This is a genomic window from Teichococcus aestuarii (assembly GCF_003116135.1).
In the GTDB taxonomy this organism is placed as follows: Bacteria; Pseudomonadota; Alphaproteobacteria; order Acetobacterales; family Acetobacteraceae; genus Pseudoroseomonas; species Pseudoroseomonas aestuarii.
The window spans coordinates 1-10,675 of sequence record NZ_PDOA01000044.1 but is presented as its reverse complement, the minus strand read 5'-3'; the positions used below and the strand labels follow the sequence as shown (position 1 = coordinate 10,675).

Below are 10,675 nucleotides of genomic sequence, written 5' to 3'. Positions count from 1 at the left end.
TGCTGCTCATCGAGCCGAGCCGCCGCTTCGCGCTTCTCGGCCGCCGCCTGGCGCTTCTCGAGGTCTTCGAGGTGCAGGTGGGCGCGTTCGGCCCGGCGGCTCTCTGCCGCCATTCGCCGGTCGTGCTCCTCGGCGGCGGCATCGTCGCCCGCAAGCAGAACGGCGCGGCGGTCGCCCTGCAGCGCGGCGTGAGCGCCCTCGGCGGCGGCGAGGTCGGCGCGGACTTCCGCAATCAGCGTCGCGACCTCGGTCGAGGTCGCGGTGTCGGAGAGGGCGGCGACGTGGGCCGCCAAGGTGAGGGGCGCCTTCATTGTGCGGCCTCCGCCCTGGCGGAACGCTTGGCGTCGAGCCAGCTCCGCAGCGCATCGGGCTCGATCCGCCATGAGCGCCCCACCCGCACGGCGGGGAAATCGCCACGCTGAACCATGCGCCACGCGGTGATATAGGCGATCGAGAGGCGTTCGGCGGTCTGGGCGAGAGTAAGGGCGCACTGACTTGCAACGGTGGTTTCAGGCGGCACCGGGAAGCTCCTTGCTGGATACGGAGCTATTCTCTCCTTGCCTCCAATCGCCTGCAGGCGGCGTCGTATACCCAATACGGCCGCCAATATGCCGGCCTATTTGGTGATAACCCCAGCACGCGCATTGGCTGCTTTAGCTACCTCGCGCTGCGTTTCGTTTCTGCGCTCGGTTGGAGCGGGTGGATTGAGAAGGCTTCTGCGAAGCTTCAGGCAAGCTCCCCTTAGGGCTTGGCTGGCGATGTGCGTTCACCATACTTTGAACTATAGTAGCGACAGGCACACCAAGAAATATGCTTCCTGCCCAGTTGTTGCCTTTCTCAAAGAAATAAAATGCGGCCGCTATCGATAAAGTAGCGGTTATCCACCCAAGAAATAATCCGCCGGACTGCGCAAATATACTGTTCCAAAGCGCGCGAAGTTCCCAAATGTGGCGATGGTTTTGCTCTTTTACGCTCATTTCTACTATAGTTTTTGCCAAGCCCGGCACTATGGATTCATAGGCTCCCAGAAGATTGGGGGGCGGCAGGGGGCCAGAAAAGGAGATTTCCTGCGTCACAGTGACCATGGTGGCGGTCAGCTGCTCTGTCAGCTCATCGCGTGCTGTGGGTGTGAGCTGTGCACTTTGGGCAGCCAACACCCCGGCAACTTTGGCCTTGATGAGCTCCGCAGGACTGTCAGATGGATCTATGGGGGGCGGCAGCTTTCGCCGCTCGCTGTTGTCCTGAGGGCGGCTGGGCGAACCGCCGCCCTCAGGGACTTTATCAGTCATTACGTCTTCGCGCGCTCGAGCCGGCGATATGTTTTCGAGATCGCGCGATTAAAATCTGATCCAATGGCGCGCTGATCGCCCCTCAAACCCTCTCCGTTGTACCGAATAGAAGGTGAGGGCGTTGCGTGATTGAGAGCAAGGCCAAGCAAAAGGCTTGCTCCAAAAGACGTCCGCTCGCCCAGGCGCGCCATGCGCGTCAGGTCATCCCGGATGTTACGCATTCTGATCCTCGTGTCGAAACTGGCATTGGAAGGTGCGGATGCACCTCCTCCCGCCATGGCGGTTCGACTTCTCTGTTTTGAAAACTAAGCAGTCGCACGACGGTTGTCCAGAAACACGCGAACGATGCGTCGCCGCATAATGATGCGAACACGCGAACACGCGAACACGCGAACACGCAAAGCCGCGAATGATGCGAAGGCGCGGAGCCACGACGTTCTGTCGTTCAGCCGCAATGCGTAGTTAGTTACACGCGGGCTCTCGTAAGCGCATGAGCAAGTTCGTGGCCTCCTGTAAACAACCTCGAACACATACGGAGTACCGCTTACACGCGCATCAGACTACTATTCAACGATAACCTTTGATTATCGTGCTTCTGTGTTAGATGAGTTTGCTTTGCCGCCCCACCGCCAGGGGTGACGCCACGGCTGGCGCCGGGCATGGTGCCAGGAGGGGCGCCACCCCCTGACGCCAGGAGGGCAGCAGATGGCCGGAGACGGCGCACGATGGATGACCTATGCGGAACTCGCGGAGGCGCTGGGGCACAAGCTGGAAAGCGCCCAGCGGCTTGCGTTTCGCAGGAAATGGCCGCGCCAGGTGGGCAATGATGGGCTTGCCCGCGTTGCGGTACCGGTGGCGGCGATGGAGGCCCGGCAGGCTAAGCGGGCCGCCCCTGGCGCCGCTTCCGACAATCCCCCTGGCGGCAGCCCTGGCGACGCCCCTGTCACCACCCCCGTCGCCAGCCCTGGCGTGCCGGAGGACGTGGCCGCGCTCCGCGAGGATTTGGCCCGCCGGGAGGGCGAGATGGCGGGGCTGCGCGTGGCCCTGACGATGGCAGAGAGGGCCGCCGATACCGCCCGCGCTGATGCCCTGGAGGCTCGGCAGGAGGCCCGCGAGGCGCAGCGCATGGTGCAAGAGGCCATGGCCCGCGCCGCCGAGTTGGAGCGCCGCGCGCAGGAGGCCGAGCGCGATGCGGCGAGGCTGCGGGGCCGGGGCTGGCTCGCGCGGTTGCTCGGGCTCGAATAGGGGATGGTTGCGCGCTGCGGGCCGCGCCGGTAGCGTGGCCGCTTCCGCCGATGGAGCCGCCGACCACCACCGCGACACCCTGAAACGAAAAAAGCCCCCACGGCGCCAACCGGGGAGCTTTTCCGACAGTCTGCCAGGGCAGGACCGCGCTTCAATGCTGTGCGCATCCTGCCCCGCCGAGCCTTCCGACGCAAGCGCCAACTTGCGCCCGGGAGAGTGCGGCCTGCTGTCGGCCTACCGACAGAGGAAAGAGGATGCTTGCCCACCCCCACCCGGCCCGGCCGGGATCGGTGCGCGCCGACCGACTGCCCGCGCCCGTCCCCCTGCCGATGCAGGAGGCCGCGCGGATCATGCGCCAGGCAGAGGCGCACCCCGGCATAGATGCCCTCGCTCTGCGCTTGCTGCGCGTGATGATTTTCGAGCTGGGTGGCGCGCGTGTCGGCGCCTGCACTCATGCCCTCGAGGCCATCGCGCGCCGAGCGAAGATCAGCCGCGCAACCGTTGTGCGGCGCCTCCGGCTGCTGGTCGCGGAGGGCTTCATCGAGCGCACCCGCCGCGCCGTGCTGGTGGACGCCCGGGCGGGCTGGAAGGGGGCTGCCCGGCTGGTGCAGGCAACCACCCTCTACGCCTTCCGGAGCCCCCCAGCCCGCCAGGATCGGCCGCACGCGGCGATGGCGGCCTCCCGCCCGATCCAGCCCCCGCCGGCCGTGCCGAGATCGGCGCCACGGCCTACGCTGCCGACCCCGCCGGCCGCGCCGATTTCTGCGGCTCACAGTGAGCCGCCCATGTCCATAAAGCTTAAACCCCCCTTACCCCCCGCGCTGGGCTGGCGCGCCCGGCTCGCGGAGAGAGCTGCCCGAGAGGCCGAGGCGCTCGAGAGGGCGCTGTCGCGGCTGGGGGGCGCGATGAAGTCACGGGGGGAAAGCGGCAAAGTAACAGAAATATCGTGTCGCGAGATCGAAAGTCATCGTGAGAATGACGGAAATATCAGATATCGCGCATGAAGAAAAAACATCTATGTGAATTCAATCTTTAGTTATAATTCTTGGGAAGAAGCATGGGAGAACCCGAGTGCCTACCTTCTCGACAATTGACGTGTGTGTTGATCTCGGCATCCTGGGGGCCGTGCCGCTCTGCCTGAGCTTTCAGGCGCACGATGGCCGGCTCGAAATTGCCGAGATCGCGCTCCGCTCGGCGGCAGGCGTTCGCCCGCTGCCACAACTCGACCTTCTCGCGGATGCGCTCGGCCTCCGCCTCGATGCGGTCCTGCTTGCCGGCGCCACGGCCCCATCAGAGCCTTTGACGCGCGCTGACGGAGTTTGACGCTAAACAAAGCGAAGAATAATTTTGGGTGATTTTGATGGATGCTTCGGCGATTGAAAATCAATCGGTGATGAAGCAAAAAAGCCGGATCGGCTCGCGACCGATCCGGCGACACTAATACTTCCCAGGCACTTTCTACGCGCCAGACGCCCCGCGAGCCAGCATGAAGAGAAGGCTGACGCGTGGTGTCTGCTACCCCGCATTTGTCGGAGACGTGCGACCTCTCCAAAAGGGAGGGCGCTTCGGCGCGCGCTGGCTCCGCCCACCACGGTAACGCGGCCTTCCCCCGTGAGATTTTCGGCGGTTCGGAAGGGCCATTTTCGCGCCGTGAGCTGCCGCCGTCCAAATGGGCGAATGGCCCTGGCGTTATTGGCGATTCCGGCGAACGGCGCGAGGTCAGGAGCGGGCGCGAGAGAGAGCCGAAAACTCCCGCTGCTGTAGGGAGTGAATATTTTAAGCCCAATCCCGGTTCGAAGCTGGCCTCCAATGCCGGGCCGCAATTTTGCCGAGATGGCCGGTTCATCACTGCCCGGCAGGTGCGGGAGATGGTGAATGCCGCCGCCTATGCGGCGACGACGCCTCATCCAATCAACTGCCACCTGACGCTCGAGCTTACTGCCTCGGATTTCCTGCGCAGGCTGGGCCTCGACGCATTTAGGGACAAGCTGATGGACGGCCTCCGCGAGATTCTCCGGCGGAGGGGACTGCCGCTCTCGGGCGTCTGGTCAGTTGAAAATGCGTCGGGGCGAAAGGGCTTGCACCTACACCTCGCGTTGCATTGCCCCGATGCGTTGCGGCCGGAGCTCTGCGCCACTTCGTGCCGCCTGGCGGGGGTTGAGGCGGGCCAAGGCTTCGCGAGGGCGGTGCGGTCGAACGCATCGCCCGATGGCGCCAGCCTGCGCGGGCTGCTCGCCTATCTGCTCGAGGGCGTTAAGCCGGCCTATGCCGACAAGCTCGGCATCACGGCCGAGGCGCAGGGGGCAATTCCCGGGAAGCGTTGCGGCTCAACGCGCTCTATCGGGCCGCAGGCGCGGGCGGCGGCCGGCTGGCCCGAGCGCCGTAGCGTGGCGTGGCTAAGGGCCGAGGTGACGCGGCACCGACCGAGCCAGGAGGATGTTGCGAGGAGCCTTGGGCTGCCGGATGCGCCGCCCGCGCCGAAGCGCGGAAGAGGGCGGCCCCGGAAGTGGGTTCAGCAGCCGGCGGCCATGATCTCCGCGACAAGCGCCTCGGCCTCCGCGTCCGACATCGCGGACGCCGCCGGCTTGGGCTCCGGCAGGGCCTTCACCTCGGCGAACGGGTCGAAGTCCTTGGCCGGCTGCCCGTCGCCCATGATCGACGCGACCATTTCGGCGATCTCCGTATCCGAAGCGGCAGGAAGGGACGAGGGCGGCAGCCATGCGACGGGCGGGGCCGTGAAGGCATTGCCGCCGATCGGCTCGCGGCCTGCCGACAGGATGGCGGCGACGGCGGCCTCAATCTCCGCCTCTTCGTCGACGACGGTCACCACACGCGGCGGCGGGCCGGCGTTGGCGCGCATGATCTCCTGCACAAGCGCCTCAAATCCAGGCGTCATCGCGAATCCCTTTTTGCTGGCGCCGCCGGAGCTCCCGGCGAGCGCACCGCCACCCCGAGCGGATTTCTTGCGGGCTTCGGCCGCCACCATGGCGAGCGCGCCCTCGAATGTGCCGATCTCGTCGGCCAGGCCGGCGGCGACCGCAGCCGCGCCGACCACGAGGCCGCCCCGGCCGAAACGCTCGAGCACGACGCCCACCTCGACGCCCCGATTGCGCGCCACGTCGGCGACGAAGACCTCGGCGAGCGCATCAACCGTCGCCTGCAGGGCCGCCGCGCCGACATCCGTGGCCGGGTCGGCGTTCTTCATCGGCGATTGCGAGGAGATGAAATTGAGCGTCCGCACGCCCGCTTTTTCGTCAGCGGCGCGGCGGTCGCGGAGCGCGACCTGCACGCCTATCGAGCCGAGGATCGCGGTTGGCGCGACGATGACGCGGCTCGCAGCCGAGGCCAGCCAATAGGCCGCCGAGGCGCCGGTCCCGCCGACATAGGCGAAGATCGGCTTCCGGCCGCGCGCCGCGTAGATGGCGCCCGCCAGCTCGCCCACGGCCCGCGCCTCCCCGCCGGGGGAGTCGACGTTCAGCAGGATCGCCGAAACGTCGCGATCGGTGAGCGCGGCCTCGAGGTCGCGCCGCATCATCTCATAGGAGGTCGCGCCGCTCATGGCGTCGAAGAGGTTGGCGCGCTTCACGAGCGGCCCGTAAGCCTCAATGATCGCGACGCCGTCCCGCACGCGCGCGGCCTCGGCCCGCTCGAGCGACTTCGCCCGGTAGGCTTCGAGGGCCTCGGGCGTGACGGTATGCTCGCGCGCGGCGATCTCGAGGAGCTGCCGCAGCGCGGTTTCCTCCATCGCCCAATGCGTCGCGAGGGCGGCTTCGAGGATGCTCATTCTGTGTCTCCATCGGGCGGCCCTACAAGCGCGGCCTCCTCAATCGCGGCGACCGGCGCCGGCCGCCTCGCGGGCGGTTCGAGGCGCTTGCGCTCGGCGCGCAAGGCTTCGAGGTCGCCGCGCCAGATGACGCGGTCGCCGATCTCGACGCGCTGGCCGCGCTCCTGCACGGCCGCAATCGCCCTATTCACCCGCGCCAGCTCGTCGGAATACTGCCCCACCGTCACGCCTTCGGTTCCGGCATGAGAGGCGGGCCGCCGTTGTGCCTGAGCATGCTGGCGCCTGCCTGCGCGGCGCGGCGAGCTGCCCGACGCTCCAGAAAGCGGGCGCGGCAAGTTTCGCGCTCCGCGAGCGTCGCCCCGAGATTCGCCATCGTCTCGGGGCGCGGCTCGAAGCGCCGCCCGGTCTCAGCGTCAACGACTTCGAGGCGCAGCCCAAGGACGCCAAGCACGGCCTCGAGGCTGGTGACATCCGGGATGTTTCTCACGCGCCACGCCGTCAGACTCTCCCTTGACAAACCGGAACGATGCGCCGCTTGGACGTAGGTCACACGCTTCTCGTGCATCGCGGCAAAGACAATCTTCACGGTCGGATGGGCGTGTCGGGGGATCGTGATTTTTGATGGGCTCTGCATGAGCGAAGTAAAACCGGCTGGGTAGCAAATTACAGGACGGAAGAAGTAAGCCATCCGCGCGCCGACTTTATATTCCCAAGCGGCGCCGATATTATGACGCTTTGCGAAAATGCAGTTTTTAAGCCAGTTTTCCCAAAGCGCCGTTTTGAGGCGCCCCGGCGATGGAAACAAAAAGCGAAGTTGGGGAAATTGGCGGCTAGCCAAGACCCGGGGCGTGAGGCACCCCGCGATGGGGGGGCCTTCGGGAGTACCTTTATTGCTTTTCATCGTCTATTTGCGCAATATTATTGCGCTTCGAAGAAGGGTTGGCCGGCTCCCTCCCCTCTCCTTGATCGCGGCCCCGCCACTGTCCCCGCCCCTTGCCCTCGGCTGCGGAAGCGCGTCCATCCACCATGATACCGATCAGTATAGGGTAGCAAATCCCACCTTCGGAGATGTGTGGTAGTTTGTAGATGAATGAGCACAACCATGGAGTGTGCTCATCGTGACAGAAGCATCGAGCCCCGCCGCATCCGCAGGGGGCGCCAGCTGCAGGCATTCATACATCCCCGCCGATCCGCTGCTGACGATCCGCCAAGCGGCGGCGGAGTCCGGCCGGGCTGTGTCGACGTTCCACCGAGACCGCCAGGCCAGCATCATTCCGCCGCCCTGTCTGCATGTCGGTAGGTCCCCGCGCTGGCGGCGGAGCGTGCTGCGCGCGGCGCTGGGGCTGACGTGATGCAGGGCAGCGCCGACCTGCCCGAGCCGCTGACGCCGGGTGAATGCGACCTGCGGGATTTTCCCTTCATCCCGTTGGACGTGGCGCGTCTGCGCGATAGCGACCTCGCCTCGCTGCCCGACGCCGAGGCCCGCTGGGCGAACGTATTGAGCTGGGCCGTGAGCTGGCATCAGGTGCCCGCCGGCAGCTTGCCCGACGATGACGCCGCGCTGTGCCGCCTTCTCGGCTACGGCCGAGACTTGAAGGGGTGGGCCAAGGTCCGCCAGGCCGGCGGCTTGCGCGGCTGGGTGAGATGCGCGGATGGCCGCTTGCACCATCCCGTGGTGGCGGAGAAGGCGCTGCAGGCGTGGGCTCGAAAGCGGGCGCAGCAGCGGCGCAGCCGGGCGGGCAATCTGGCGCGATGGGGGCGCGGTGACAGGCTGCCGGCACCATCCAGCAGCGATCCCACAAGGATGCCCAAGGCATCGCGCGAGGATGCCGCAAGCATCCCCGCGCTGTCGCAAGAGACAGGGACAGAGACAGGGGAGATGGAGAAGAAGACTCCCTCTTGCCCTCGCGGGCGAGGGCGCGCGTCGACGCTGCAGGGCTTCGACGCCTTTTGGCGGCTCTACCCCCGGAGGGTCGGCAGGGGCGCGGCAGAGCGGGCATGGCCTAAAGCGTTAGCCGAAGCCGGCGGCGACCCCGACGACATCGTCTGCGCGCTCAAAGCTCGCCTCCACCAATTCGACGACCGCGAGGGCGGGCGCTTCATCCCCCACCCCGCGACATGGCTGAACGGAAAACGCTGGCTCGACGGCGAGGGGACCGAGTGATGGACGCTAAGACCTGGCTCTCCCACGTCGCCGCGTGCATGCCCCTCGCGGGCGATCCGGTGAAGCGTGCTCGCCACATGGCGGCCTTCGCCGAGCACATCGGCGCCAATCATCCCGCCGGAATCCTGACGCCGGAAATGGCCGAGCACATTGGCCGCAGCCTCGCGGCCTTTCCGACGGCGGCCGATCTCGACGCCGCCATCCGAGCGGCTCCGGCGTCGGTGATGGCGCCGCCGGCCTCGGGGGAGGTCACGCTCCTCCGCGCCTGGGCGCGAACGTTCGAGGGGAGTCTCGCCAAGGGTGAGGCGCCGGTTCGCGCCATCCTCGGCACGGCTCGCCGGCATGGCCCTCCTGGGCATTGGGCCTGGGTGCTGCGGGAGCATCGCGCCCTCGTCGAAGAGGCGGCGCCTGAGTGGCTCGATACCGAGGAGGCCGACCGCCTGTTTTGGCGCGGCCGATTTGTCGAAATGCGCGGGCGGCACCCGTCGATCCGCTGGCGGTGGGCGCGTGAAACGCTGGCGCAGATCAGTCGTGATGGGGCGCATCCTCGCCCTTGGCTGGTGGGGCCGCTCGTCGAGATGATTCAGCGGGCGGAGGCCGAGGGCGCCGACACTTCCCAGCCCGTGCCGGAGCCGCACCCAGGCGCCATGCAGATGCCTGCGGAGGCGGTGGGGCGCGGTGAGCTCCGGCCGCTGGTGGCGGCAGAGGCCTAGGCGTCGCCGCCGAGAACATCCGCCTCCGCAAATTCGACTACGCGGAGGCGGCTGGCGGCTTCGGCGTCCAGCTCGCCATAGCGGGCGAGTTGCTCCCCCACCATGCGAGCGGCGGCGGTCGTCTGCTTCGTGACGATCTCGGGCACTTCGCGCCGTAGGCTGGGCGAGTAATCGAGGAGCATTCCAATATCGCGGCGGGCGCGGTCGACCGTCTCCTGCCAGCCTCGGCGCGGATCGGCGGCGGGCGAGAAGCGCAGTTTGAGAAGGTGCTCAATCACGGTTCCGATGAGGCTCGCGAGCATGCGGCGTTCGGACCTGCCCAATGCCTCGATTTCCTCAGCTAGGTTTTCAAAGTCGAGAGGCGCGTTAGAACGCGCTGTATGGGCGCGCAAGGCCGCCGCCTGCTCACGAGTCCATTCAAAAAAATCTTGGTCGTAAAGCCCGTCAGGCATGGCCTAGCCCTCGCGCGCTTGTTGAGGCCGCTTCTGCATATATCGCAACCGATGTTCCATCTCTTACATCGGTTGTCGCTCGAAAAGCGACAGGCGGCCCAGTTATCTACGGCCACCCTCGCGCCGCCCTATCAGGCGGCCGGCAGGATCGTATTCGCGAACCTCAACTCGCCCGCGCCCGCTATCGCGAGCCACGTCGCGCCCCACTAGGCGGCCGGCCGGGTCGTAGTGGCGCACCGTGTCGCCTTGCCGCTCCGAGCGCCCCACAAGCCGCCCGGCGGCGTCGTAGTGCCTCGCTGTCTGCGCGGCGGCCGGCGCCGCCAAGGCGAGGAGGGCAGCGAAGGCGAGGGCGTAAGGGTGCGGCATGCCGGCAGCGTGGCCGAGCCGCAGGGCTGTAAAAAGGCGGAGGCACAAAGCCCCCGCCAAATTGCCGGCGACGCGGGATGCAGCCTTTCAGGCGCTCGGCCAGATAGGCGGGGCGCCGATCTCGGCGGCAGGCAGAACCGCCGTGCTGTGCAGCGCAGGGAGTTGACGCGCCGGGGTGAAGGCGCCCGGCACGGTCTCGCGCACCGTCACGAGAATGGCGCCCGCCTCGATCGGGCGCATCTCCCCCGTGCGCCGGTCGGCAACAAACTGCGAGCACCGTCGGCCGCTAATTTGCCATTCCTGCCGCTCGACGATCCGGTCGGCCTCCTGGCGCGCCGGAGCGGTGCGCTTTTGCGCCTCGGGGGGCTGCACGACCTCACGCCGGCCGGCCTGGCGGAGCGCCGCATTCGCCTCGTCGATGAGGCGGTGCCCGTCACGCCAGCGCGCCAGGAAGGCGGCTAGAGCGCGGGCGTGCGGCTCATACTCGGCCGCGAGCGCCTCGCACAGCTCGGCGGCGACCTTTTCGGCCTGCCGGTGCTGCTCATCGAGCCGAGCCGCCGCTTCGCGCTTCTCGGCCGCCGCCTGGCGCTTCTCGAGGTCTTCGAGGTGCAGGTGGGCGCGTTCGGCCCGGCGGCTCTCTGCCGCCATTCGCCGGTCGTGCT

At 67.2% G+C, this 10,675-nt stretch carries 13 protein-coding genes; 5 read left to right on the top strand and 8 right to left on the bottom strand.

Features of this window, described 5'->3' with window-relative positions:
- The 3 genes from CR165_RS23570 to CR165_RS23560 all read right to left on the bottom strand — a co-directional run.
- The coding region (locus tag CR165_RS23570; protein ID WP_219929851.1) for a hypothetical protein at positions 1 to 311 on the bottom strand (311 nt) is incomplete at its 3' end.
- The gene (locus tag CR165_RS23565) at positions 308 to 520 is read right to left on the bottom strand and encodes a helix-turn-helix domain-containing protein (protein WP_181378350.1); all 213 of its coding nucleotides are present in this window, start codon (positions 518 to 520) and stop codon (positions 308 to 310) included. The genes CR165_RS23565 and CR165_RS23570, both read right to left, overlap by 4 nt.
- Before the next feature lie 133 nt (positions 521 to 653).
- Positions 654 to 1,289, bottom strand: a complete 636-nt coding sequence (locus CR165_RS23560) for a DUF2335 domain-containing protein (RefSeq protein WP_109519338.1) — start codon at positions 1,287 to 1,289, stop codon at positions 654 to 656.
- Between the two features lie 705 nt (positions 1,290 to 1,994).
- On the opposite strand from CR165_RS23560, the gene CR165_RS23555 reads away from it, so the two are divergent.
- From CR165_RS23555 to CR165_RS23545, 3 genes are all read left to right on the top strand, one after another.
- A complete protein-coding gene (locus CR165_RS23555) occupies positions 1,995 to 2,534 on the top strand; it encodes a hypothetical protein (RefSeq protein WP_146202036.1) in 540 nt (179 codons plus the stop codon).
- Between the two features lie 254 nt (positions 2,535 to 2,788).
- Positions 2,789 to 3,538 carry a helix-turn-helix domain-containing protein gene (locus CR165_RS23550; RefSeq protein WP_109519336.1) on the top strand — a complete coding sequence of 250 codons (750 nt, stop codon included), beginning with the start codon at positions 2,789 to 2,791 and terminating at the stop codon, positions 3,536 to 3,538.
- 67 nt (positions 3,539 to 3,605) lie between these two features.
- Positions 3,606 to 3,857, top strand: coding sequence for a hypothetical protein (locus tag CR165_RS23545; protein WP_109519335.1), 252 nt, complete (start codon positions 3,606 to 3,608; stop codon positions 3,855 to 3,857).
- A 1,189-nt stretch (positions 3,858 to 5,046) separates the two neighbouring features.
- Here CR165_RS23545 and CR165_RS23540 read toward each other — a convergent pair.
- The 3 genes from CR165_RS23540 to CR165_RS24765 are packed head-to-tail and all read right to left on the bottom strand — an operon-like array spanning position 5,047 to position 7,219.
- Entirely contained in the window at positions 5,047 to 6,318 is a 1,272-nt protein-coding gene (locus CR165_RS23540; RefSeq protein ID WP_109519334.1) for a S49 family peptidase, read from the bottom strand.
- A complete protein-coding gene (locus tag CR165_RS23535; protein ID WP_109519333.1) occupies positions 6,315 to 6,545 on the bottom strand; it encodes a hypothetical protein in 231 nt (76 codons plus the stop codon). The genes CR165_RS23540 and CR165_RS23535 overlap by 4 nt, the downstream gene beginning before the upstream one ends.
- Positions 6,542 to 7,219: a hypothetical protein gene (locus CR165_RS24765; RefSeq protein WP_146202035.1), complete on the bottom strand. Its 678-nt coding sequence runs from the start codon at positions 7,217 to 7,219 to the stop codon at positions 6,542 to 6,544. Before CR165_RS24765 ends, CR165_RS23535 begins: the two co-directional genes overlap by 4 nt.
- A 450-nt stretch (positions 7,220 to 7,669) precedes the next feature.
- Here CR165_RS24765 and CR165_RS23525 point away from each other — a divergent pair, with 450 nt between their 5' ends.
- Positions 7,670 to 8,482 (top strand): hypothetical protein, encoded by an 813-nt coding sequence (locus tag CR165_RS23525; RefSeq protein WP_109519331.1) that lies wholly within the window; start codon positions 7,670 to 7,672, stop codon positions 8,480 to 8,482.
- Positions 8,482 to 9,195, top strand: coding sequence for a hypothetical protein (locus CR165_RS23520; protein WP_109519330.1), 714 nt, complete (start codon positions 8,482 to 8,484; stop codon positions 9,193 to 9,195). The genes CR165_RS23525 and CR165_RS23520 overlap by 1 nt, the downstream gene beginning before the upstream one ends.
- On the opposite strand, the gene CR165_RS23515 is transcribed toward CR165_RS23520, so the two are convergent.
- Positions 9,192 to 9,647 (bottom strand): DUF29 domain-containing protein, encoded by a 456-nt coding sequence (locus tag CR165_RS23515; protein ID WP_109519329.1) that lies wholly within the window; start codon positions 9,645 to 9,647, stop codon positions 9,192 to 9,194. The two genes, CR165_RS23520 and CR165_RS23515, sit on opposite strands and share 4 nt — an antisense overlap.
- 453 nt (positions 9,648 to 10,100) lie before the next feature.
- Positions 10,101 to 10,675 (bottom strand): hypothetical protein (locus CR165_RS23505; RefSeq protein ID WP_219929850.1); only part of this gene is annotated, 575 nt, incomplete at its 5' end.

Bases quoted from the DNA above. Each gene is read 5' to 3' on its own strand.
- CR165_RS24765 (WP_146202035.1), bottom strand. From the start codon at position 7,219: ATGAAAAGCAATAAAGGTACTCCCGAAGGCCCCCCCATCGCGGGGTGC.
- CR165_RS23550 (WP_109519336.1), top strand. From the start codon at position 2,789: ATGCTTGCCCACCCCCACCCGGCCCGGCCGGGATCGGTGCGCGCCGAC.
- CR165_RS23515 (WP_109519329.1), bottom strand. From the start codon at position 9,647: ATGCCTGACGGGCTTTACGACCAAGATTTTTTTGAATGGACTCGTGAG.
- CR165_RS23520 (WP_109519330.1), top strand. From the start codon at position 8,482: ATGGACGCTAAGACCTGGCTCTCCCACGTCGCCGCGTGCATGCCCCTC.
- CR165_RS23525 (WP_109519331.1), top strand. From the start codon at position 7,670: ATGCAGGGCAGCGCCGACCTGCCCGAGCCGCTGACGCCGGGTGAATGC.
- CR165_RS23560 (WP_109519338.1), bottom strand. From the start codon at position 1,289: ATGACTGATAAAGTCCCTGAGGGCGGCGGTTCGCCCAGCCGCCCTCAG.
- CR165_RS23555 (WP_146202036.1), top strand. From the start codon at position 1,995: ATGGCCGGAGACGGCGCACGATGGATGACCTATGCGGAACTCGCGGAG.
- CR165_RS23540 (WP_109519334.1), bottom strand. From the start codon at position 6,318: ATGAGCATCCTCGAAGCCGCCCTCGCGACGCATTGGGCGATGGAGGAA.